Annotated in this window: 19 protein-coding genes and 1 tRNA gene; 6 read left to right on the forward strand and 14 right to left on the reverse strand. The window is 66.5% G+C overall.

All coding sequences use genetic code 11. The features are described from left to right. Window positions 1–2: 2 nt before the first annotated feature. The 5 genes from GRI75_RS05455 to GRI75_RS05475 all read right to left on the reverse strand — a co-directional run bounded on the left by GRI75_RS05455 (window position 3) and on the right by GRI75_RS05475 (window position 6,201). On the reverse strand, window positions 3–1,694 hold the full coding sequence (locus GRI75_RS05455) for a dipeptidyl-peptidase 3 family protein (RefSeq protein WP_160745928.1): 1,692 nt from the start codon (window positions 1,692–1,694) through the stop codon (window positions 3–5). Between the two features lie 204 nt (window positions 1,695–1,898). Beyond that, entirely contained in the window at window positions 1,899–2,186 is a 288-nt protein-coding gene (locus GRI75_RS05460; protein WP_160745929.1) for a GIY-YIG nuclease family protein, read from the reverse strand. A 230-nt stretch (window positions 2,187–2,416) separates the two neighbouring features. Next, a complete protein-coding gene (locus GRI75_RS05465; RefSeq protein WP_160745930.1) occupies window positions 2,417–3,397 on the reverse strand; it encodes an MBL fold metallo-hydrolase in 981 nt (326 codons plus the stop codon). Further along, the gene (locus GRI75_RS05470; protein WP_160745931.1) at window positions 3,394–4,467 is read right to left on the reverse strand and encodes a HupE/UreJ family protein; all 1,074 of its coding nucleotides are present in this window, start codon (window positions 4,465–4,467) and stop codon (window positions 3,394–3,396) included. Before GRI75_RS05470 ends, GRI75_RS05465 begins: the two co-directional genes overlap by 4 nt. A 123-nt stretch (window positions 4,468–4,590) precedes the next feature. Next, a complete protein-coding gene (locus GRI75_RS05475; RefSeq protein ID WP_160746024.1) occupies window positions 4,591–6,201 on the reverse strand; it encodes an FAD-dependent oxidoreductase in 1,611 nt (536 codons plus the stop codon). A 152-nt stretch (window positions 6,202–6,353) separates the two neighbouring features. Between GRI75_RS05475 and GRI75_RS05480 the strand changes: the two genes are divergently transcribed. Further along, the gene (locus GRI75_RS05480) at window positions 6,354–7,448 is read left to right on the forward strand and encodes a PAS domain-containing protein (protein WP_160745932.1); all 1,095 of its coding nucleotides are present in this window, start codon (window positions 6,354–6,356) and stop codon (window positions 7,446–7,448) included. On the opposite strand, the gene GRI75_RS05485 is transcribed toward GRI75_RS05480, so the two are convergent. Then, on the reverse strand, window positions 7,445–7,849 hold the full coding sequence (locus GRI75_RS05485) for a response regulator (protein WP_160745933.1): 405 nt from the start codon (window positions 7,847–7,849) through the stop codon (window positions 7,445–7,447). The genes GRI75_RS05480 and GRI75_RS05485 overlap by 4 nt on opposite strands. A gap of 101 nt (window positions 7,850–7,950) precedes the next feature. Next, window positions 7,951–8,967 (reverse strand): DNA topoisomerase IB, encoded by a 1,017-nt coding sequence (locus tag GRI75_RS05490; RefSeq protein WP_160745934.1) that lies wholly within the window; start codon window positions 8,965–8,967, stop codon window positions 7,951–7,953. A 155-nt stretch (window positions 8,968–9,122) separates the two neighbouring features. Between GRI75_RS05490 and yghU the strand changes: the two genes are divergently transcribed. Together yghU and GRI75_RS05500 are read left to right on the forward strand one after the other, a co-directional pair. Beyond that, window positions 9,123–9,992, forward strand: a complete 870-nt coding sequence (gene yghU, locus GRI75_RS05495; RefSeq protein ID WP_160745935.1) for a glutathione-dependent disulfide-bond oxidoreductase — start codon at window positions 9,123–9,125, stop codon at window positions 9,990–9,992. 161 nt (window positions 9,993–10,153) lie between these two features. Continuing rightward, a tRNA-Gln gene (locus GRI75_RS05500) sits at window positions 10,154–10,228 on the forward strand. A gap of 32 nt (window positions 10,229–10,260) precedes the next feature. Here the strand turns inward: GRI75_RS05500 and GRI75_RS05505 are convergent. Beyond that, entirely contained in the window at window positions 10,261–11,250 is a 990-nt protein-coding gene (locus GRI75_RS05505; protein WP_160745936.1) for a GGDEF domain-containing protein, read from the reverse strand. 174 nt (window positions 11,251–11,424) lie between these two features. On the opposite strand from GRI75_RS05505, the gene GRI75_RS05510 reads away from it, so the two are divergent. Continuing rightward, window positions 11,425–13,098 carry a putative bifunctional diguanylate cyclase/phosphodiesterase gene (locus GRI75_RS05510; RefSeq protein WP_160745937.1) on the forward strand — a complete coding sequence of 558 codons (1,674 nt, stop codon included), beginning with the start codon at window positions 11,425–11,427 and terminating at the stop codon, window positions 13,096–13,098. Between the two features lie 74 nt (window positions 13,099–13,172). Next, on the forward strand, window positions 13,173–16,088 hold the full coding sequence (locus GRI75_RS05515; RefSeq protein WP_160745938.1) for a PAS domain-containing protein: 2,916 nt from the start codon (window positions 13,173–13,175) through the stop codon (window positions 16,086–16,088). A 49-nt stretch (window positions 16,089–16,137) separates the two neighbouring features. Here GRI75_RS05515 and GRI75_RS05520 read toward each other — a convergent pair whose 3' ends face one another. Further along, on the reverse strand, window positions 16,138–17,865 hold the full coding sequence (locus GRI75_RS05520; protein WP_160745939.1) for an EAL domain-containing protein: 1,728 nt from the start codon (window positions 17,863–17,865) through the stop codon (window positions 16,138–16,140). 206 nt (window positions 17,866–18,071) lie between these two features. Here GRI75_RS05520 and GRI75_RS05525 point away from each other — a divergent pair, with 206 nt between their 5' ends. Then, window positions 18,072–18,527 carry a CHRD domain-containing protein gene (locus tag GRI75_RS05525; RefSeq protein WP_160745940.1) on the forward strand — a complete coding sequence of 152 codons (456 nt, stop codon included), beginning with the start codon at window positions 18,072–18,074 and terminating at the stop codon, window positions 18,525–18,527. A 63-nt stretch (window positions 18,528–18,590) separates the two neighbouring features. On the opposite strand, the gene GRI75_RS05530 is transcribed toward GRI75_RS05525, so the two are convergent. The 5 genes from GRI75_RS05530 to GRI75_RS05550 all read right to left on the reverse strand — a co-directional run bounded on the left by GRI75_RS05530 (window position 18,591) and on the right by GRI75_RS05550 (window position 22,150). Further along, window positions 18,591–18,839, reverse strand: coding sequence for a glutaredoxin domain-containing protein (locus GRI75_RS05530; protein ID WP_160745941.1), 249 nt, complete (start codon window positions 18,837–18,839; stop codon window positions 18,591–18,593). Between the two features lie 65 nt (window positions 18,840–18,904). Next, on the reverse strand, window positions 18,905–19,555 hold the full coding sequence (locus GRI75_RS05535; RefSeq protein ID WP_160745942.1) for a sulfite oxidase-like oxidoreductase: 651 nt from the start codon (window positions 19,553–19,555) through the stop codon (window positions 18,905–18,907). Between the two features lie 4 nt (window positions 19,556–19,559). Next, window positions 19,560–20,570 carry an LLM class flavin-dependent oxidoreductase gene (locus GRI75_RS05540; protein ID WP_160745943.1) on the reverse strand — a complete coding sequence of 337 codons (1,011 nt, stop codon included), beginning with the start codon at window positions 20,568–20,570 and terminating at the stop codon, window positions 19,560–19,562. A 102-nt stretch (window positions 20,571–20,672) separates the two neighbouring features. Further along, window positions 20,673–21,407: a hypothetical protein gene (locus GRI75_RS05545; protein WP_160745944.1), complete on the reverse strand. Its 735-nt coding sequence runs from the start codon at window positions 21,405–21,407 to the stop codon at window positions 20,673–20,675. Further along, a complete protein-coding gene (locus GRI75_RS05550; RefSeq protein WP_160745945.1) occupies window positions 21,407–22,150 on the reverse strand; it encodes a hypothetical protein in 744 nt (247 codons plus the stop codon). The genes GRI75_RS05545 and GRI75_RS05550 overlap by 1 nt, the downstream gene beginning before the upstream one ends. Window positions 22,151–22,153 lie beyond the last annotated feature (3 nt).

Here is a 22,153-nt window from a genome sequence, read left to right on the forward strand (position 1 = left end):
GCCTAGATCTCCTCTGGATAGATCGGGCGGATGTCGACCGGGATGGCATTCATCGCGGCGATCGCGGCTTCGGCCTGCGCGTCGAGGTGCGCCCAGCGGTCGAAGAAAGCCTTGGTGCCTTCGTAGTCCCCGGTGGCCTGGAGCATCAGCTCCTCGCGCAGCAGGTCGCGCACGCCCGCTTCCATCTTCGTCTCGTCGATCATGTAGCGGCCCTTGCTCTCGCTCCAGGCAAACGCACCCGCATTCTTGAGGAAGCCGTACTGCGCCGCCGCGCCCTTTCCGTGCGCCGCCTCGATCCCGAAGCGCATCGAACGGAAGATGCCGGTGAAGTACGTCGCCCACAGCTGGCTCTTCTCCGCCGCCGGCAGCTCCCCCTTGTCCATCATGAACAGGATGTTCCAGATGCCCGCGAGATCGGCCTTCGACTCCTCGAGCGCCGAATACTGGTCGCGAAGCTGCTCGTTCACCGTGGTCTGACGGCCTGCCACCGTAATGGTGCCAGGCCCGAGGCTGTGCGAAAGCTCGTGGAACAGCGTTCCCAGCTCCATGTACTTCTTCGCCACCAGCGCCGCCTGCGAGGGCTCCAGCACCACCGAGGCCATCGGCTTGAGGATGCGGTCGTATTTGGCGCCGAGCACGTTCGCCAGGATCACCTTCTTGGCGCCCTTGGCCTCGCGCACCCGCTCGTCGTTCGGCAGGTTGAAGGCGATTGTCTGAACGCCGGGCACGTTGTCGCCGCCGCCGTGGACCTGGTCGGCGACCACGATCGGGCTTTCGAAGCCGCGCTGGAAGTTCTTGTGTTCTTCCGGGATCGGCAGGTTCGCTTCCATGTCGCGCAAGTACCGCTTGTACTTGTCGAGCGCGGCGGATTCTTCGGGGTCCTTCAAGGTGACGAAGCTTTCGAAAGCGGTCTTCGTGCCCATCAGGCGATCGGTATAGACCTCGTACGGGCCGATCGCGATTTCGATGGGTGTGCCTTCAAGGTCCATCCAGGCGAGTTCGCTCTCATAGTAGTCGTCGGTCCGGAAGGACTGGGCACGCAGGCTCAGGAAGCGCTTGAGGCTGGCGTTGGTGGTGATCGCCGCGGCCTGCTCCATCAGCTTCGCCGCCGGTTCGAGCCACTGCCGGTACTCGACCGAGTAAGGCACCGCGACGAGCCGCTCCCCCTCCCGCTTCACCACGGTGTAGGGGCTGGTGAGCGCGTCCTTCTGCTCCGGATGCGCCGCGAGATAGGCGTTGAACGCCTCGCGCGTCAGGTCCGCCGGGTAGAAGCCGGCGCCCTGTGGCATCGGGTCGGAGCCCCAGAACGGATGCAGTTCGGCGAGCTCGTCCCACGGGCCGTAGTAGCGGTCGAACATCTCCAGCAGCAGGTCGCGGTCGGCCCGGCGGGTGCGTTCGATCGACTGGCGGACCTGCTCGTAATTCGGCAGCCGCTGGCGCTTGTAGATCTCGTCCATGTACCCGGACGCGTCGATGAGCAGGTTGACCACCCGCCGCTCCTCCGCGTTCAGGAACGAGGTGTCCGGGTTCATCTCGATCACCGCCAGCTTGGCGCGCTGTGCGGTGAGGTCGTAGCCTGCCTCGGCCGAGAAAGTCGCAATCGGGGCCGCAGCGACGGGGGGTGCAGTGCCGGCGACCGTCTGGGTGCAAGCCGCCAGGCCGGCGATTATTAGCGGGATCAGAGCGAGACGCATTGCTTTTCCAACCGGTTGCGAGTGAAACGACGGTCCAGCTCTAGCCCGCCGTATCGCCGCTGTCACGCGGGAGGCATGTGTCGCGCGATCGTGGTTCGACAAGCTCACCACGAACGGAGAGGGTGTGTGTCGAACTGCATCGGACTGGGAGAATTCACCCCATCCCGTTCGTCCTGAGCTTGTCGAAGGACGACTGGCACAACATCAGTCCGCCTTGCGACACCGAGCCAGCGCCGACAGCCGCTCCCAATCTCCGTCGATCAGCGCTTGTTTCTTCGCCCTGCTCCAGCCCTTGATCTGCCGTTCGACCGAAAGAGCTTCGTACCGGGTCGGGAAATCTTGCGTCCAGACGAGCCGCACGGGCCGCCGGCTGCGGGTGTAGCCGCCAAAGCGCCCGGCTTGATGATCGGCGATCCGATGCTCCAGATGATCGGTGTGGCCGGTGTAGAACGACCCGTCGGCGCAAAGCAGGATGTAGGCGTAGAAGGCCACTCCCGAAAGTTAGCGCCAGATCGTCCTTCGACAAGCTCAGGACGAACGGAAATGAAGGTATCTTCCGGGAACCCACGGCGACCGTTCGCCCTGAATTGTCGGACCACGCGGCGCTGCGCCAACGTCCTTCGACAAGCTCAGGACGAACGGGATGGAGGCAACTTCCAGAAAGCAAGTTTCCGTTCGTGGTGAGCCTGTCGAACCACGAACTCGCGCTACGGTAAGCCCCGTTACTGCTCCTCGGGCGGGAGGTTCATGATCAGCTTGGGCGTTTCGCCGCGCAGTTCCTGCATAGCGATGATGGCGTTGATCTGCGCGCGCGAGCGGCCGGTGCCGCCGTATTCGAGGCCGGGGAGCGTTTCGCGCTTGAGGAACACCGAATGCTTGCCGCTGGCTTCGAGCGCGGCGACGACGTCCTTCGGCTCCTTGCCCGCGGCGACGGCCTTCTTCGCCTCGTCCACGAGGGCGCGGTTGAAGGCGGTGTAATCGCGGAGGCGCTGCCAGTCGGTGACATAACCGTGGCCTTCGATGACCTTGTCGACGCCCTGGATGCCGGCGACGGCCTTCTCCATCGTGTCCGCCAGCTTGACGGCGCTGCCGCCGGAGCCCGGATCGATCAGCGGCGCCATCGACCACGCCATGATGTCGCCCATCATGACCGTTTTGGCGGCGGGGAACACGACGAACGCATCGCCGTCGGTGTGGCCGGGACCAAAGTAGTAGAGGTCGATCTGGTCCTTGCCGCTGCCGAGCGTCAGCTTGTCGCCGAACTCGCGGGTCGCCGGGTTCGCCGGGAACGGGCCCGAGGGTTTCGCCATGCGCGCGGCGGTGTTGGCCTGCGCGACGACGGCCACGTCGGGCTTCGTGTCCTTGAAGAACTGGTTGGAACCGACGTGGTCCGGGTGCGAGTGGGAGTTGATGATCATCGTCACCGGCTTGTCGGTGATCTTGCGCACCTGGGCGAGGATCGCCTCGCCGTTGCCCGGCAGCTTGGTGTCGACCAGCGCCACGCCGTCTTCCATCACGAAGACCACGGTGTTTCCGCCCGCGCCGAAGATCTTGTAGACGTTGTCCGCGACCTGCTCGATATCGGTGATGCCCGGCAGAGTGGCGCCCTGAGCCTCGGCCGGAGCCTCGCGAACGATCTGCCCCAGGCCGGCCGCGCCTACGCCCGCAGCGACGATGGCGGACAAGATCAGTTGGCGCTTCATAGAATCCCTCCCGGAAAAAACACTCTCTCGATAAACCAGTAGCTTCCGCCCGCGATGACCACAATGGAGCCACCCGTCGCAATTTGTCGCGCCAGCTTCTCTCGCCGCCGCCATAGTGCGCCGATGATGAATGCCAACGGCACGACCAGGGCCAACTGGCCGAGCTCCACCCCGACGTTGAACCCGAACAGCGACCAGCCGAGCGCTTCCGGCGGAAGCCCGAACTCGCGCAGGACAGAGGCGAAGCCGAAGCCGTGGATCAGGCCGAAGACGCCGGCCATCCACATGCGCAAGTCCTTGCCCTCACCCCGCAGCAGGTTGTCGGCGCCGACGATTACGATGGTGAGCGCGATCGCCGGCTCGACCAGCCAGCCGGGCGGCGTCACCAAGTCGAGCGCCGCGAGCGAAAGTGTTATCGAGTGACCGACGGTGAATGCCGTGACGATCGCCACCAGCCGCCGCGGGGTACCGCCGAACAGCAGCAGCCCGACCAGGAACAGGATGTGGTCCGGGCCGATCAGAATGTGGTGGATGCCGGATGGTACGAAAGTCCCGAGCACGGACAGCGCGCCCGCGGCGTTGCCGCGGTAGAACACTTGCGGCTCGCTGCTGGCGGAGACGATCCATTGCTGGGCGAGCGCTCCGCCCTCGTAGATGTTGACGAACGTCTGATGCTGCGGGTCGTAAGGGAACAGGTTGCTGTCGTAAGTCAGCGAGCCGCCGGGCGGGCCGATCGCGCGGAAGTAGAGCCGGACGGCGTCGTGGCCCTTGAGCGGCTCGGCATAAGTCCACTCGACCTTCAGCGGCTCACCGCCCTCGATCCGCATGCGCCCGGCGAGGAGCGATCCGATCTCGTCTATCCGGTGGATCAGGTGGTGCGGGTCGCGCAGCTCGGCGGGACTGTCGATCCCAAGCTCGTGCATGAGGTCGAGCTCGTGCACAGTCAGCGTGCCTTCGAGAGCGTCCTCCTTGTAGCGCAGATCGAGGTACGAGAACGGCGCCGGATGCGCCTGCACCGTGGCGGAGAGCAGGAGCGCGAACGCCGTGACAAGGAAGCGGAACAGCCCCAACTCCGTTCGTCCTGAGCTTGTCGAAGGACGCGAGGCCCCGCCCGATCGTGGTTCGACAAGCTCACCACGAACGGAGAGGGCCTGGCCAACCGCCAAAGGAGGCTCAGTCTGGCGGTACATGAGTCAGGCGGCCAGCTCTTGCCGCAGCGCCCCGAGCACCAGATCGCTTGCCCGCTCCCCGATCATGATCGCGGTGGCGTTGGTGTTGCCTTGCGGGATCGTCGGCATGATCGAAGCGTCGGCGACCCAAAGGCCGTCGATCCCGCGCAGGCGGCAGTCCGGGCCGACGACCGCTTCCGGATCGTCCACCGCGCCCATCTTCGCCGTGCCCACGGGGTGATACATTGGGATCGTCGCCGCGCGGACATAGTGCTCCAGCGCCTCGCGCGTGGACAGACTGGCACCGGGGCGCACTTCGCTGGTGACATGCGGCGCGATCGCCGGCTGGGCCATGATCCTGCGGGCGATCTCGAGACCGTCGATAAGTTGCTCCGCATCGTCGTTGTTGCCCAGCAGCATGTGCTCGATCCGCGGCGCCGCGTCCGGATCGGCCGAGCGGAGCGTGACCCGCCCGCGCGACTGCGGCCGCATCAGCGCCACAAACGTGGAAACCGAGCTCTCCTTGCGCAGCGCGAGATTGCCCTTCTCGGTCACGTCGAAGGCGAAGGCCGAGAACGCCAGTTGCAGGTTCGGCGCGGGCAGGTCGGCGCGGCTCTTGATGAAGGCCTGCGCGTGGCCGATCCCCGTCGTCAGCGCGCCGCTGCGTCGGATCGCCAGCGCGAGCACCTGGCGCAAGCCCGAAAGCCCCCGCGCATCGTCATTGAGCGTGCGGGCGTTCACGGCGTTCACCAGATGGACGCCGGGATGCTCCTGCAAGTTACGCCCCACACCGGGCAGGTCCTGCACCACCTCGATCCCGTGATGGCGCAGTTCCTTCTCGGGGCCGATGCCGGATAGCATCAGCAGCCGCGGCGTGTTGAGCGCGCCGGCGCAGAGCACCACGCCCTCGCGCGCGGTAAGCGTTTGCGTCTGCCCGGCGCGGCGCACGGTGACCCCGGTCGCGCGCCCGTTCGCGGTCTCGATCCGCAGCACTTGCGCCTCGAGCATGATCTCCAGCCCGGCGGGCCTGTTCCGCAGATAGCCCGCGGCCGCCGAATGCCTGAGGCCGCGCCGCTGGGAGAGCTGGATATGGTCCACCCCTTCGGCCTCCCGGCCGTTGAGATCTAGCGAGCGCGGGTATCCGGCCTGCTGCACGGCCTCGATCCACTCGTCGGTGACCGCATAGCGCGAGCGGACTTCGGAGACGGCGATCGGCCCGCCCTTCCCGCGCCATTCGTCCTCGCCGCGCTCGTTGTCTTCCATCCGGCGGAAGTAGGGCAGCACGCTGGCGTAGTCCCAGCCGGTGGCGCCGAGCTCGGCCCAGTGGTCGTAGTCCCAGCGGTGCCCGCGGATGAACATCATGCCGTTGATCGCGCTGCCGCCGCCGAGGCGCTTGCCCGCGGGCCACACGTCGGGCCGGCCGCCGACCGAGGGGTCCGGCTCCGCCGAGTAGCACCAGTCGAAATCCGGGGTGTGGACGATGCTGGCCATCAGCGCCGGCACGCGAGAGCGTATGTCGCTGTCGGACTTGCCCGCTTCGATCAACAGCACGCGCTTGCCGCCCTGCGCCAGCCGCGCGGCGCAGGCCGCGCCCGCCGAACCGCCGCCGATCACGATGAGATCTGCTTGTTGCACCATCAGCCGCCCTTCTCCCAAAACCCTGTCCCCAGCAAGCATTCGCAAGCGAAAACAATCGCTCCGGCTCCATTACGAACAATTCGCACCGGAACTCCGATTTCCACTCCCCGCAGCTCCGCGATATTGATTATTACGGGCGGTGCAACGAAATGAAAAACTCGGCGTTACCGTCCGACAGTTTTCACCGCGCCCTGGAGGCATGTATTCCCGTTCAACAGCTTGAGGCGGACCTTGTCGCGGCCCGCAACGCGCTCCATGAGAGCGATGCCCGCTTCAACACGCTGGCCGACGCACTGCCGCACATGGTCTGGTCGGCCATGCCCGACGGCGATCACGACTACTTCAACGAACGGTGGTACGAATTCACCGGCGTGGCCCGGGGCACGACCGATAGCGAAGGCTGGAACGCGGTTCTCCACCCCGGCGACCGCGAACGCGCGCTGAATGCCTGGCACCAGTGCCTGCAGACCGGCGAGCCTTATCAGGTCGAATACCGTCTCCGTCACCGCAGCGGCGAATACCGCTGGGCCCTGGCAAGGGCGATGCCGATGCGCAACTCGGAGGGCGAGATAGTGCGCTGGATCGGTACCTGCACCGATATCCACGAGGCCAAGCAGCAGGCCGAGCAGCTCGAGATTCTCAGCCGCGAGCTGAGCCACAGGATCAAGAACATCTTCGCGGTGATCGGCAGCCTGATCAGCCTTTCGGCCCGCCACGCGTCCGAGCACAAGGGCTATGCGCAGCAGATCAAGCAGCGCATCGCCGCACTGGGCCGCGCGCACGAGTTCGTCCGCCCGCACAGTGAAGAATCGCGGCAGGAAGGGGTCTCGGCCACGCTTCACGCGCTGATTGGGCAGATCCTTTCCCCGTACCCTGCCCGCGACGCCGGCCGGATCGAGATTTCGGGTGAAGACGTGCCGGTCGACGATCGCAGCGCTACCCCTCTCGCGCTGCTGGTGCACGAGCTGGCGACCAATGCCACCAAGTACGGCGCGCTCGGCGAAGACGGTGGCACAGTCAGCATCCGTAGCGAACTGCAGGGCGAGGACCTGCTGCTCGAGTGGCTGGAGGAAGACGGGCCCGCCGTCGCCGGCGAGCCGCAGCGGTCGGGGTTCGGGACAGTGCTCAGCGAACTGAGCATCCGCGACCAGCTCGGCGGAGAGCTGGAGCGTGACTGGCACGAGAGCGGGCTGCGCGTGCGGATCAGAGTTCCGCGCGCCAACCTGCAGCGGCAGATGGGCTAGCCTGCGCCGAACAGGCGGAGGGTAGCGGGGGGCTGCACGCTTCGGCCTGTTCGCACGGCCAGCGCGTACTCCACGGCGGATCGCACCATTTCCTCGTCCGCCGGCTTGGTGATGACGCCGATGGCTCCTGAGATCCCTTGGCCGAGCAAGCGCGGATTCGCCGTGACGAAAAGAACGGTGACGCCTTTCGCGCCGAGCGTGGCGCCGATCTGCGGCCCGGTGAGTCCGTCGCGCAAGTTAAGGTCGACCAGGGCTAGGTCGATCTCCTCGTCGAAGTGCCGGCGGGCGCTTGCCAGGTCCGGCGCGATGCCCAGGACCTCATAGCCGAGATCCTCCAGGATGGATTGCAACTCCATCGCAACCAGCATTTCATCTTCAACGATCAGCAAACGGGCAAGCATAGCAGCGGGGGTACTTTGATAAACGAGTCCTGAGCGTTACAACTTCCGTGGCTCCCGATCGTTCCGGAGCCTCGCGCCGGTAACCGTGGGTTGCAAACCGTTCAACCGGCCGCTGGCAGATCATCCAGCGATGGGCTTTCCTCCAGCAGCTGCAGCAGGCCGCGTTCCTCGGAACTGAGCCATTTGGTCTTGCGCGGCAGGCGCAGAGCCTCGCGCCATTTCCCCTGCCGCTCCACCAGCGCCACCACGGCAGGATGGACATAGCTCTTGCGGGCGATCGCAGGCGTGTTTCCCAGCCGTTCGCTGACCGTCTCCATCAGCACCTTCACGGGGACTTGCCCTTGGGTGCGGGCAAGCATCTCGAAGGCGATCACGCTGGCGTGCCAGGTGCGGAAGTTCTTGGCGGTGAAGTGCTCGCCCATCGTCTCGCAGAGATAGGCGTTCACGTCCGCCGAATCGACCGGGTGCGCCTCGCCCTCCTCGTCGACCCATTGGAAGATGTTCTGGCCAGGCAGATCGTCCATCTTGCGCACGAAATGGGCCAGCCGCCGATCGCTGATCGTGACCTCGCGCAGAATGCCCGACTTGGCTTTGAAGCGCAGCTTCACGGTCTTGCCGGTTACCGTGGCATGCTTGCGCCGCAGCGTCGTCGCGCCGAAACTCTTGTTCGCCTTGGCGTAGCTCTCGTTGCCGACGCGCACCACGCTGAGGTCGAGCAGCCGCACCACGCTGGCGATCGCCCGCTCCCTGCTCAGCGTGCGCCCTGCAAGGTCCGCCTCCACGCGCTTGCGCACTTTTGGCAGGAGCGTCCCGAACTGAAGGCAGCCGGCGAATTTCTCGTTATCGCGGTGCGCGCGGTATTCGGGATGGTAGCGGTACTGCTTCCGGCCCTTGTCATCGATCCCGGTCGCCAGGATGTGACCATCGGGATGGGGGCAGAACCAGGCCTCCTTGTAGGCCGGCGGCAGCGCGATGGCGTTGAGCCTGTCGATCTCTTCGCGGTCGGTGATCCGATTGCCTTGGGGATCGTAGTAGGCCCAGCCGCGCCCCGCCTTCTTCCGCGTAAGCCCCGGCAGACTTTCATCGACTTGAACGAGCTGGGGGGGCTGGGTCGCCATGCGGGCGGTGAACGGACGCAAGCCCTTGCGGTTCCATCGCAAATCGCGGCGACGAAGAGAAGCTGATGCAAAGCCAAGGAATCCCCGCCTTGTGACCCGGTACCCTCGACGCCATGTGTGGGCCCGACACCACACACAGTTCGAGGAGACCGCCGATGTCCGACGTCTACACCCCGCCCGAAGTCTGGACTTTTGATCCGGAGAACGGCGGACAGTTCGCCGGCATCAACCGCCCGACCGCCGGCTCGCGCGAGGAGCACGAGCTGCCGGTCGGCGAGCATCCGTTCCAGCTCTACTCGCTCGGCACCCCCAACGGCGTGAAGGCGACGATCATGTTCGAGGAACTGATCGAGGCCGGCTTCTCCGACGCGGAATACGACGCCTGGATGATCGAGATCTTCAACGGCCATCAGTTCTGGTCGGGCTTCGTCGAGTTGAACCCGAACAGCAAGATCCCCGCCCTGCTCGACCGCTCGGGCCCGCAGCCGTTCCGCGTGTTCGAAAGCGGCGCGATCCTGCTGCACCTGGCGGAAAAGTTCGATTACCTGCTGCCGAAGACCAACCCGGCGCGCGCGGAAACGCTCGGCTGGCTGATGTGGCAGATGGGCAGCGCCCCGTTCATCGGCGGCGGCTTCGGTCACTTCTACGTCTACGCGCCGGAACGCTACAAGTACCCGATCGACCGCTACGCGATGGAGACCAAGCGGCTATACAGCGTGGCCGACAGCCAGCTTGCAAAGACCGAGTACCTGGCCGGCAACGACTACACGATCGCCGACATCGCCGCCTACACCTGGCTCGGCAATCTCTACCACGGCGCCTACAACGGCGCCGACAAGTTCCTGAGCCTGCACGAGTACGAAAACGTCGGACGATGGGTGAAGGCGATCGACGCCCGCCCCGGCGCGACCCGCGGACGCCTGGTCAACACCAAGGCCATGCCGGAGCGACACTCGGCGGCAGACTTCGACACGATCGAGGACAAGTCGCTGCTCGACCCGGTGCGCAAGCGCGCCGACGTCTGATCGGCTTGGGGGGAGCGCCGACGATCACCCGGTCGCCGGCTCTCCCCCGCGCCCCAGCCACCTCGGCCGGGTCTGGCCGTACGCTGGAGGCATTTTCGTCACCCGAGGCCCCTCGCCCCCTTCACTTCCCTGAAACGGCGGACTATGGGCGGCACCTCTGTTGGGGCGTAGCCAAGCGGTAAGGCACCGGTTTTTGGTACCGGCATGCGCAGGTTCGAATCCTGCCGCCCCAGCCAGACCTTCTCACAGTCCTCCGGACCGATCCCGGTCAGCGCAGCATCCATGGCAGGGCTTGGTCGCTGCCGCCGTCGGCGCGGCGGTCGTCGTCGCGCCTTGTCCACCAGGGGATCCGCTGGGTTGGCAGGGCCCGCGCCGCGGGCTGGCCGGGGCGGGCGAACTCGCCGTCGAGCGCGGTGCCCAGCTGCAAGGAGGCTCCGCGAAGCTTGGCTTCGTACATCAGGCCGTCGGCGCTGCGGACGAGGCTATCCATCGATGCCTCGCCCGGCGGAACGATCAGGCCACCGACGCTGCACTTCAGGGGCCCGCTCTCGACCGTCACGCCGTTCATGGTCTCGTGCAGCCGCCTGGCCACGGCCTTGGCCGCGCTTTCGTCCTTGACGCTCATGTAGATCAGGAACTCGTCGCCGCCGACGCGGGCGAAGATATCGGTGCGGCGGATCATGCTCCTCACTGCGGCCCCGAAGGCGCGCAGGCAGGCATCCCCGGCGGCGTGCCCGTGGACGTCGTTGACGGTCTTCATCCCGTCGAGATCGGCATAGACCAGCAGTCGCCAGCGATGCGGATCGATAATCGCGGGAGCGAGCTCGAAGAAGGCTTGCCTGTTCAGCGCCTTGGTCAGCACGTCGGTGCGCGCCAGCCACCACTCCCGGACATAGGCCCGGCGCGCGCCGGCGATCACGACGACCACGATCGAGATCGCCACGAACCGCAGGCCCAGGTTCCAGCCGAAGTTCGCCGCGCCATGCGGGTAAAGGCTGACCCCGTTGAGCCCGAACGTGAGCACCATGCAGGCTATCCCGGTGACCTGCCCTTCCCGCCAGCCGAGCGACCAGGTGGCGATGCAGATCACGAGCAGGTAGACCGGGCCGAACCACAGGTCGCGCCCGGTAAGGTAATCGGCCAGCGCGGCCGCAGCCATGCAGGACAGGACGACCACCCAGGCCGTCGCGGGCCGGAGCCGCACCATCTTGCCGAAGGCACGCTCCACCGCGTTCGACATAGGAGGGGCCCAGTGCATCCGACAGCTTTGTCAGCCGAGCCCGAACAAACCGTCAAGCCCCGACCTAGGTAATTCCACTTATTTCGGCGCGAGGGCGGCGCGCGTCCCGTAGGATTACCTGCTCCCGCTTAGCCCGGAGAACACCTTCCTTCTTTATCCGCCGGCAGCATGCGCTGTGGAACAGGATGGAAGATGAACGTGCAACGCCTGGCGGACCTTCAAGGCATCATCGACGTCATGCCCACCCCGGTGTTCGTGAAGAACCGTGCGCACAGGATCATCCTCCTCAACGAGAGCGCCTGCGAACTGTTCGGGCATTCTCGGGAAGTCATGCTGTCCTCCAGCGACTACGACCTGTTTCCGGCGGAGCAAGCGGAGGTCTTCCACGCGGCCGACGACCGCGTGTTCTCGCTGGACACCTTCGACGAGGTGGAGGAGCAGGTCACGAACGCGGTCCACTGCGTGCGTACGGTGATCACCCGCAAGAAGAAGGTGGAGATCGGCGGCGAGGAGCTTCTGGTGGCCGTGGTCACCGACGTCACCGCCTATCGCGAGGCCGAGGCGCGCAGCCGCTACCTGGCGCTGCACGACGTGCTGACCGGGCTGCCCAACCGCATGCTGCTGAACGAGCGGATCGACCAGGAACTGCTGCGCGCGTCCCGCCGGGAAAGCCAGGCCGCGCTGATCTACATCGACCTGGACCGGTTCAAGGAAGTGAACGACAGCATGGGCCATCAGGCCGGGGACGAGCTGATCCGCCAATTCGCCGAACGCCTGACGGCGATCGTGCGCGCGTCGGACACCGTGGCCCGCCTTGGCGGCGACGAGTTCGCGATCCTGCTGCACGACGCCGGCGACGGAGTGCAGTCGGACGAAATCTGCAACCGCGTGCTCGCCGCGGCGAGGCGACCCTTCATGATCGAGCAAGGACAGGCGCATGTCGGCGCCTCGCTCGGGATCGCCCATCTGGGTTCCGGCATGGCCGACCGCGCCGAGCTTCATCGGCGTGCCGACGTGGCGCTATACCAGGCGAAGCGCGAAGGCCGCGGCTGCTTCCGCATATTCTCCGACGAGTTGGATGCCCGGATCCAGGCGCGCCGGGCGCTGGAAACGGATCTGCGTTGCGCCCTCGCGGCCGGAGACCAGCTCAAGATCGACTACCAGCCGCTGCTGTCCGCGCGCGACGATCGCGTGATGGCGCTGGAGGCGCTGGTGCGCTGGGATCACCCGCGCCTCGGCCGGCTCACCCCGGCAGACTTCCTGGACGTCGCCGAAGAGTCCGGCCTTATCGTTCCGCTCGGTGAATGGGTGCTGGAGCGGGCCTGCGCCACCATGGCGAAGTGGCCCGATGTTTCGCTGGCGGTCAACATATCACCCGGCCAGCTGAGCAGCGATGCCCTGGTAGAGCGGGTGCTGAAGATCCTGGACCGCACCGGGTTCGACCCTACGCGGCTGCAGCTGGAGGTGACCGAACACGCGATCCTCGACATGGAGGGTGCGGTGGAAACGCTCAAGGAGCTCCGCGCGACGGGGATCAAGCTCGTGCTCGACGATTTCGGCACCGGCTATTCGAGCTTGTCGCACTTGCAGAAGATCGAGATCGACAAAGTGAAGATCGATCGCTCGTTCGTTGCCGAAATGTCGCTCCTCGGCGGTTCCTCGGCGATCGTCCAGGCCGTGGCGACGCTCGGCAGTTCGCTCGGCATCTCTGTCACCGCCGAGGGAGTGGAGACGGAGGAACAGCGCGCATTCCTTCGCGCGCTCGGCTGCGAGGAACTGCAGGGCTACCTGCTGTCGCGCCCGATGAACGAGAACGAGACCGGTACTTACATGGAGCGCTCGACCGCGGCGTCGCAGGCGGCTTGACCGCGCGACGCGTCGGGAGCGGAGAGACCGGGTCAACCGGCTGTTAAGATGGCAAGGTTAGATGGGATGGGCACATGAAGCGCAACGCAGATGCGCCTGTTGGATGGCCGGTGGACGACTCCCATAACCCTTCAGTGGCGACCTTCGTCACCGACCTGGACGATCTCGCGCCGGTCGTCGACTTCGGCCTGTGGTATTGGGCCGTAGGCTCTCGCCACGTCGCTGCCTCCCCCCAGCTTCTCAAGCTGATCGACCTGCAGGGAACCGGTGCCGGGCTTGGCCTGGGCGTCGCTCTAGCGATGATCCATCCCGAGGATCGCCGCGGTACGCTGGCGAAGCTGGCTGCCATTCTCGCAGACCGGCAGGCGCGCGAGCACGAGTTTCGCATCGTCCGTGCCGATGGCGAGCCACGGGTCTGCTGGTCGAAGCTCCGTCCTATCGTCGAAGACGGTGCGGTCGTCGCAGTGCGCGGCACCTGCCTCGACGTCACCCACTTGCGCGAGACGGAAGCCCGGGCGCGGGAACGGGAGGAGGACTATCGCCACATCATCGAGCTGAGCCCGCAGAAGCCTTGGGTGGCGGACAGCTCCGGCAACATCCTGAGCATGGGCACGCGGTGGACGGCAATTACTGGATTGTCGACCGACGAGGCTCTCGGCACGGGATGGATGAAAGCCGTTCATCCAGACGATCTCGAAGCGGCAGCGTCCATGCTAAGGACCGCGCAGGACCGGCAGCCGCTCGTCGACGGCCGCTATCGCATCCGCACGGCCGACGGCACCTACCGCTGGATGCGCACGCGCGGATATCCACGCAAGGACGCCAACGGCGAGATCGTCCGCTGGTACGGCCTCACCGAGGACATCCATGAGCAGGTCGAAGCCGAGCAGAGCCTGCGCGAAGGGGAGGAGCACTACCGCCACGCCGTCGAGCTCAGCCCGCAGATCCCCTGGACCGCCGACAAGTGGGGGAACATCACCGAAGTCGGCCCGCGCTGGCTCGAACTCATGGGAATGGATCTGCAATCGACCCTCGGCCAGGGATGGGCCAGGGCGCTGCACCCCGAGGATGTGCCGGCGACATACACTATCTGGTCCGATTGCCTCGAGACCGGAGCACCGCTGGACGTGCGTTATCGCCTGAAGCACGTCGACGGCGAGTACCGCTGGGTGCGGGCCCGCGCTCGCCCGCGCCTAGACGAATCGGGACAGATCGTTCGCTGGTACGGGGTGGCGGAGGACATCGACGATCAGGTTCGGGCCGAGGGTGCGCTGGTGAAGGCCGAGGAGCGCTACCGCCTTGCGACGCAAGCCACCAACGATCTGATCTGGGACTGGGATGTCGCTAGCGAACGGGTCGAATGGACGCGCTCTCTCGTCGACGGGTTCGGCTACCCTATCGAGGAACTCGGTACCCATCTCGACTGGTGGGGGGAGCACATCCACCCAGATGACCGCGCCGCGACGCTGAATTCCTTCCATGACGCCGTCGATGGCGCGAGCAAGAAGTACCTCGCCGAATATCGCTTCCGGCGCGCGGACGGCAGCTACGCGACAGTTTGCGATCGTGCCTTCATCGTGCGGGACGAGCATGGCCGGGCCGTTCGCGCGGTGGGCGCAATGCAGGATCTGTCGGAGCGCAAGCTCGCCGAGGAGAAAGCCCGCTGGGGCGCGACCCACGACTACCTGACCGAACTGCCCAACCGGCGGCTGTTCCAGGAGCGGCTGGAGCATGCGCTCGCCCTGGCCGTCGCGGGGGGCGGCAAGGTCGGCCTGCTGCATCTCGACGTCGATCAATTCAAGCAGATCAACGATGCGCTGGGTCATGGCGCCGGCGACACGCTGCTCCGCACGTTATCGTCGCGTCTGCGCGACGTCATCCGGCCGTGCGATACGATCGCGCGGCTCGGCGGCGACGAATTCGCGATCATCCTCCCGAACTTGGACAGCGAACAGGACCTGGCCGACCTGATCGGCAGGCTGCTGGAGCGAATGCGCGAGCCGTTCGCCTACGACGGCCGGGTGCTCGATTGCCGCGCCAGCATCGGCGCGAGCCTCCATCCCCAGCACGGCTCGACTCCGGAGGAACTGCTGAAGCACGCCGACATTGCGCTCTACATGGCCAAGGCGATGAACCGTGGCGGCTCCGTGGTCTACGAGCACCGGATGCGGGAAGAGATGCGCAAGCGGTCTTCCATGGTCACGCGCGCCCGCGAAGCGATCCGCGAGGATCGGCTCATCGCCTATTACCAGCCGAAGGTCGACCTGCAGAATCAGAACCGCATCGTCGGTTTCGAGACGCTGCTGCGGTGGCAGGATCCGCAGCACGGGATACAGCTGCCGATGACCCTCGAGGCGGCGTTCGAGGATCTCGAAGTGGCCGCTGCCATCAGCGATCGCATCATCGAACACGCCATCCGCGACATGCGCCGCTGGCTCGATCTCGGCCTCGATTTCGGTCACGTCGCCGTCAACGCAGCCGCCGCCGAGTTCCGGCGCGACGATTTCGCAGAGCGTGTCCTGCAGAAGCTTGCCGAAGCGCAAGTCCCCACCAGCTGCTTCCAGCTGGAGGTGACGGAAACCGTGTTCCTGGGCCGCGGGGCCGAATATGTCGACCGCGCGCTCAAGCTGCTGAGCAGCCACGGCGTGCAGATCGCGCTGGACGATTTCGGCACCGGCTACGCCTCGCTGCGCCACCTGAAGCAATTCCCGGTGAACATCATCAAGATCGACCAGAGCTTCGTGCGAGGCATGATGGAGGATCCGGAGGACGAGGCGATCATCCGCGCCGTCGTCGGCCTCAGCGAGAACCTGGGAATCTCGGTGGTTGCCGAAGGGGTCGAGACCAATGCCCAGCATGACGGGTTGCGGGCCATCGGTTGCAGCTACGGCCAGGGCTTCCTCTACTCCCGCGCGGTCTGCCCGTCATCGGTGCCCGAACTGTTGACCCGTTCGAACACGAGAGGCGGCGTGCTTTCGCACGTGGCTTGAAGTCCGACCCCCTTCGGGTCCGCGGAACTCCGCTCTCCGAAGGGACCGCCTACCCGCGGATCGCCGCTATCGAAGTAGGGATCTCGGTCGCGGCACCGTGCCGTGTCGCGCAGTTCCGCACGAAGGCCAGCGGGTCATCGCCGCTCAGCGGGAGCGAAACGGCGTAGCTCTGCACCCTGTCGCACCGCATCCGCTTCAGCAGCTGGATCGTTGCGAGATCGGGCGCGCCTTCGGCGACCACCTCCATCTTCATCCGGCGGGCCATGTTGATGGCGGAGGCGACGGCCTCGCGGTGGCCGGCGCTCGAGACCATCTTCTCGACGAACAGCCGATCGATCTTCAGTTCGTCGAACGAGAGCTCGGTGAAGCTGGCGAGCGAGGCGAAGCCGGTGCCGTAGTCGTCGATGGCAACCCGCACCCCGGTCGCTTTCAGCCTGGCGATCATCGCTCTGACGGTGCGCGGATCGGTCACCGCGCCGGACTCGGTCAGCTCGAGGACCAGGTCCTCCGGGCAGCCGCCCAGCTGCGCGAGGTGCATGGCGACCAGTTCCGCCAGGTCGCGGTCGCTGAAGTCCTTGGCCGACACGTTCACGCTGAAGCGTATGGGATAGCCCTCCTCCCGGAAGCGAACACTTTGTTCCACAGCCTGCGCGATCATCCTTGAAGTGACTTCGCCGACCATCCCCGCCCGTTCCAGCTGCGGAATGAACCGATCGGGCGCGACCGGACCTTCCGCCCGGTGATCCCAGCGAACCAGCGCCTCGGCGCCCGCTATTTCCCCGGACCGCAGGTCGAGTTGCGGCTGGAACACCGCGTAGATCTCGTCCTTTCCAAAGGCAGCGAAGTCCCGCAGCAGCCGGGTGTCCTGCTTGGTCGGGGAGGCGGTGCCCCGATCCGTCGGCGCTCTTTCCCTTCGCTCCCGCGACAGCGATGCGCGGGCAGACCAGAGCAGAAACAGCAGGCCCGTGGCGACACTCAGGATCAGCGCCAGGACGACCTTCCACGACGAGCTCAGCCAACTCGGCGCCGCCGCCTGCTTGGAGTCCAGCGCCGGCTGCCAGTCGGCCTGGATCCGCTGGAACTCGCCGCTGGAGATCGTCTCCCCGAGCGAGCGGTCGAGCCAGGCGATCATTCGCGGCCGGTCCTTCCGCACGGCGAAAGCATAGTCCCGGGGCCAGAAGGGCGCACCGACCCGGCGGATTGCCTGCCCCGACTGCGCAACGAGGCGGGCGGCGGAATCCTCTGCCAGGACGGCGTAGTCCGCGCGGCCCTCCGCCACTGCATCGAGCGCTTTCTCGGTGTTGCCGACAAGGACCAGTTCGCCAACGGCGCCTTCGGCAGTGAGTTGGTCGTGCGCGAACGACGAGTGTTCGACCGCTACGCGCCAGGCGCCGAGCTCCGCCCTGCCGGTGACCCGGCCGGGGTCGCGCGCGGTGAAGATCGCATGTTGCGCGAAGATAACGGGTTCGGAGAACCAGAAGTCTTCCTCCCGCTCTTTGGAACGGAACATCGGGACGACGTCGACCGCGCCGGATCGCAACGCGGCAACGGTATCGGGCCAGGGCGCCAGCTTGTGCATCGAACGGGCGCCGCCGTTGCGCGCGACCGCCTTCTCGAGATCGACGAGAAAACCCTTCGCCTCGCCGTCTTCCTCCCACTCGAACGGAGGGTAGTTCATGTCCCCGCCGAACACGACGACCGGCGTTCGCGCGACTCCCGGGCTGGATGAGAGCGCGGCCAGCAGCACGATCCAGAAGCCGCATAGCCGGAACAGCATCAACTTCAGCCCGTATAACCCACCCCATAATGGGCTCCGGGTCTTAACACGGTGTTGATGTCGGTTGCCAGCATGCTCCGCCGACAGACCGGCGGACCCTGTGGACCCGCCTCGCCCTCCGTGCCGGGAACGACATCGAACGCCGGGCGGTTTCGGTGATGGGCTCCGCAAAACTCGAATCGGTGCCTGCAAAAAGGAGCAACGTCATGAGATGCAATGCAACTTTGCTGATACTGGCTTCGGCGAGTGCCCTAACTCTGGCTGGCTGTGAAACGATCGAGGAGGATGTCACCGAGGCAACCGGTCTCCGCCTTCACGCCAATCTCCTCGGCACCAACGAAGTGCCGCCCGGTGATTCCGACGGATCCGGTACGGCGCACGTGACCGTCAATCCGGTGCTCGACCGCATCTGCACCGACCTCGAGGTGCGCGAGATCGGCGTGGTCACGGCCGCACACATCCATCGCGGAGCCGCGGGCGTGAACGGCCCTCCCGTGATCACGCTCGATGCGCCCGACGACAGCGACAGCGAGGAATGCGACATGGTGGCGGATGCGCTGCTGGAAGAGATCGCGGCGAACCCGCAGGGCTTCTACGTCAACGTCCACACCGCGCAGTATCCAAACGGGGCGATCCGCGGCCAGTTGATGCGCATGCCCTGACTTCAAGCGTAGGTGCTGGCGGCCGTGCGCCCCGGGGCGGCGCTGCACGGCTGCGCGGTGCCCTCACCTGTTGGCGAGATAGCGCTCCAGGTCCTCGCAGCCTCCGATAAGTTCGCCGTCGATGAATACCAGCGGCGTGGTGTCGACGTCGTGCTCCTCCTGGAAGGCATCGGTCTCCTCGCGCGAGGACAGGATGTTGTCCTCGACTTCGTAGCCGTGCTTTTCCAGCAGCTTCTTGGCCCGGACACCGAACGGGCAAGTGTGATCCGGCAGGACCATCCGGTAGAGAACCGCGCGCGCTTCTTCGGCCATATCGATTGCTTCCTCTGATGCTGTCGCAGCACCAAGCGCCCGGCCGCGCCCCGCGTTCCAGGGAGCTACGAATATCTCTCCTCAGCCCATGGATCGCCGCGCATGTGATAACCTTCGGCTTCCCAGAACCCCGGCTTGTCGGCGCCGAGCACGTCGATCGCCGCGATCCACTTGGCGCTTTTCCAGAAGTACAGGTGCGGCACGACCAGCCGCACGGGGCCGCCATGCTCCCGGGTCAGCGGCTCGCCCTGCCAGCTATGCGCCAGCAGCGCGCCGGGGGCGGCGAAATCGGCCAGAGGCAGGTTCGTCGTATAGCCGTCATAGCCGTGCAGCATGAGGAAGCGGCCGTTGTCGCGCGGCTCGACCAGGTCGAGCAGGTCCCGTGTGGCGACGCCGGTCCAATCGTTGTCGTAGCGCGACCAGGTCGTGACGCAGTGGATGTCGGACCGGATCGTGCTTTGCGGCAGCGCCATGAACGCCGCCCAGTCGAGCGTCACCGGGCGCCGCACAAGGCCGCCGATCTTCAGCCGCCAGCGTTCGCGCGAAACGTCCGGCTGCCGCCCCAGATCGAGCACGGGCCAGTTGTTGACGAGGTGCTGGCCAGGCGGCAGGCGCCTTTCCAGCGGTCGCGAGACTTGCCCCGTCAGGAACTTGGCTTCCTCCGCCCAGCGCCGTTTCGACCTGGTAAGCTTGGTCTGGTCCGGATCGTCATCCATCCGCTCAGCCAACGCCCTCGGCCATGCTGCCGGCGGCCTGCGAGGCCGCGCTGGCGATCAGCTCGAAGGACCGCAGCCTCTGGGCATGATCGTACACGTCGGACACGATCATCAGTTCGTCGGCGCCCGTTTCCGCCACCAGCCGGTCGATGCCTTGCGCCACGGTCTCGGGGCTGCCGACGATCGAGCGCTGCAGCATGGTCATCGCCTGCGCGCGCTCGCGCGGGGACCAGTAGCTGTCGATGTCGTCGATCGGCGGTTTGCTCAGGCCACGCGCGCCGCGGAACAGGTCTGCAAACGACATCTGCTGCGTCGTCGCCAGCCTGCGCGCCTCGTCATCGGTCTCGGCCGCGATGATGTTGACCCCGATCATCGCATGCGGGCGGGCGAGCTGCGCCGACGGCTTGAAGTGGCTGCGGTAGATCTGCAGCGCCGTCAGCAGGAGATCGGGGGCGAAGTGGGAGGCGAAGGCATAAGGCAGGCCGAACTCGGCGGCGAGCTGCGCGCCGTAAGTGCTCGAACCGAGGATCCACAGCGGCACTTCGGTGCTTGCCGCGGGAACGGCCTGGACCTGCCGGTCGGCTGCTTCCGGGCTGAAGTAGGCTTGCAGCTCGCGCACGTCGTGCGGGAACGTGTCGGCCCCGCTCGTGCGGCGGAGTGCGCGGACGGTGAGCTGGTCCGTCCCCGGCGCCCGGCCCAGCCCCAGGTCGATGCGCCCGGGGAACAAGTGCGCGAGCGTGCCGAACTGCTCGGCCACGATCAGCGGCGCGTGGTTCGGCAGCATGATCCCGCCGGCGCCGACGCGGATCGTGCTCGATCCGGCCGCGACGTGGGCGATCACCACGGCGGTCGCGGCGCTGGCGATGCCCGGCATGTTGTGATGCTCGGCGATCCAGAAGCGCCGATAGCCCCAGCCCTCCGCATGCGCGGCCAGATCGCGCGCATTGTCCATCGCGGCGCGAGGATCGGTCGCGTCGGTCACCCGGACAAGGTCCAGTATCGAAAGTGTCGTCATCGTCGAACTCCTGCCGCGGCCCACGAAGATGATGTCTGCATCCTTGAACGCAAGAGCGGTGCGTCGGAGCGTGGACGTTCTCGATGACCTCGGCGGGCCGGATCAGGGCTGGCTCATGCCCTGTTGCACGGCCTGCAGCGCCTCGATCAGCTCGCCGGTGGGAATGCCGGGCTCCGTCGGCAGTTCGGGAGGAGGCGATGCCGCAGCGTCCTCGCCCGCGAGGTAGATCGCGGCGATCTCCTGGTTGGAGGAAAGGTCGGCGTCGGGATCGCCCGAGGACGCGAGCCGCAGCCGCAGCTTGTTGGAGGGCGCGACACGCTCCTCCTCTCTCTGCTGCTCCGCCAGCAGCTTCTGCTCGGCGCTGAGTTGCGGGGCTTCGGTGGCCTGGAACTCAGCGGCGCGCAGTTCGAGGATGCGCAGGCAATCGGCGCGTCTTTGCTCGTCCAGCCGGGGATCGCAGCGGTCCCTGCCCCCGATCCGCTGCACGCCCTGGAGCTTGCTGTCGGCCGAGGTGGACACGGCTGCCGGCGCCAGGCTCCGCGATGCGACGCCGCTGGCGAGCTGGTTCGGCGCGACCTCGGCGCGATCCGCGCTCGTCAGCTGCTCCAGCGGGTGCGGCGCAGCTCCGGGCGGGGCAGGCACCTTGACCGAGCGGTCCCGCCGCTGCGGGGGCGGGAGCGGCGCGGCCGCAGGAAGCTGCTCCACGGCGAGCGCACCGTCGCCCGCCGGAAGCGCGAAGTCGTCGAGCCGGGCGCGGTCCTGCGCCGATGCCGAGGCGGCCGCCCCCGCGAGCAGGATCGGGGCCAGAAGGACCGAAGCTGGGCCCGCGATGCGCATCAGTTGGTCTGGGTCACCTGCAGCGCCTGCCCGCCGGTCTGGCTGATGCTAAGGTTGGAGAGGTTGTTGCCGGTCTGGGTCCAGGCGAGCTGGTTACCGCCGCCGGTCTGGCTGACGCTCATCGCGTTGTTGCTGCCATTCTGCTCAAGCTTGGCCTGGTTGCCGTCGCCGGACTGGGTGAGTGCCATCGCATTGTCGTTTCCGTATTGAACGGCTGCAAGGCCGCTGCTGAGGCTGCCCCCGTCCTGAACGAGCCGCATGTCGTTGCCGCTGCCGCTCTGCTGCAGAAGCGCAACTTGCGCTCCATAGCCGCTCTGGGCAAGCGAAAGCACGTTAGCGTCGCCGGTCTGCTCGATCAGCGCATAATGCGCCCCGCCGCCGCTCTGGGTGACGGAAGCGCGGTTGCGGTCACCGTCCTGGCCGATGCGGGCATACTGCGTGTGCGCGCTCTGCCGGATCTCGGCGCTGTTCGCGTCGCCGATCTGCGTGATGAACGCGCCGCTGTCGTTGCCCGGCCGCGGGACCGCGAAGTGCGGCGGCTTCTTGTCGTACTTGACCTTGTCGCCCGCGTTGCCTTCGGGGCTGGGATTGCCGTTGTTGCCGTTGCAGGGATTGCCGGTGCCCTGTCCCGGCCCGCCGGCGCACGGCGCGCCCGGGGTTTCCTTGTCGGTATCCGCCAGAGCCGGAGCCGCCGTCGCCAGCGCCAGCAGCGCCGCACAGAGAGGATAGGTAAACCTGCGCATCGT

It is taken from the genome of Croceibacterium soli (assembly GCF_009828065.1).
Taxonomy (GTDB): domain Bacteria; phylum Pseudomonadota; class Alphaproteobacteria; order Sphingomonadales; family Sphingomonadaceae; genus Croceibacterium_B; species Croceibacterium_B soli.

Coding starts and splice junctions, on each gene's coding strand:
- GRI75_RS05455 (WP_160745928.1), bottom strand. CDS start 1,694: ATGCGTCTCGCTCTGATCCCGCTAATAATCGCCGGCCTGGCGGCTTGC.
- GRI75_RS05465 (WP_160745930.1), bottom strand. CDS start 3,397: ATGAAGCGCCAACTGATCTTGTCCGCCATCGTCGCTGCGGGCGTAGGC.
- GRI75_RS05480 (WP_160745932.1), top strand. CDS start 6,354: ATGAAAAACTCGGCGTTACCGTCCGACAGTTTTCACCGCGCCCTGGAG.
- GRI75_RS05485 (WP_160745933.1), bottom strand. CDS start 7,849: ATGCTTGCCCGTTTGCTGATCGTTGAAGATGAAATGCTGGTTGCGATG.
- GRI75_RS05490 (WP_160745934.1), bottom strand. CDS start 8,967: ATGGCGACCCAGCCCCCCCAGCTCGTTCAAGTCGATGAAAGTCTGCCG.
- yghU (WP_160745935.1), top strand. CDS start 9,123: ATGTCCGACGTCTACACCCCGCCCGAAGTCTGGACTTTTGATCCGGAG.
- GRI75_RS05505 (WP_160745936.1), bottom strand. CDS start 11,250: ATGCACTGGGCCCCTCCTATGTCGAACGCGGTGGAGCGTGCCTTCGGC.
- GRI75_RS05510 (WP_160745937.1), top strand. CDS start 11,425: ATGAACGTGCAACGCCTGGCGGACCTTCAAGGCATCATCGACGTCATG.
- GRI75_RS05515 (WP_160745938.1), top strand. CDS start 13,173: ATGAAGCGCAACGCAGATGCGCCTGTTGGATGGCCGGTGGACGACTCC.
- GRI75_RS05520 (WP_160745939.1), bottom strand. CDS start 17,865: ATGCTGTTCCGGCTATGCGGCTTCTGGATCGTGCTGCTGGCCGCGCTC.
- GRI75_RS05525 (WP_160745940.1), top strand. CDS start 18,072: ATGAGATGCAATGCAACTTTGCTGATACTGGCTTCGGCGAGTGCCCTA.
- GRI75_RS05530 (WP_160745941.1), bottom strand. CDS start 18,839: ATGGCCGAAGAAGCGCGCGCGGTTCTCTACCGGATGGTCCTGCCGGAT.
- GRI75_RS05535 (WP_160745942.1), bottom strand. CDS start 19,555: ATGGATGACGATCCGGACCAGACCAAGCTTACCAGGTCGAAACGGCGC.
- GRI75_RS05540 (WP_160745943.1), bottom strand. CDS start 20,570: ATGACGACACTTTCGATACTGGACCTTGTCCGGGTGACCGACGCGACC.
- GRI75_RS05545 (WP_160745944.1), bottom strand. CDS start 21,407: ATGCGCATCGCGGGCCCAGCTTCGGTCCTTCTGGCCCCGATCCTGCTC.
- GRI75_RS05550 (WP_160745945.1), bottom strand. CDS start 22,150: ATGCGCAGGTTTACCTATCCTCTCTGTGCGGCGCTGCTGGCGCTGGCG.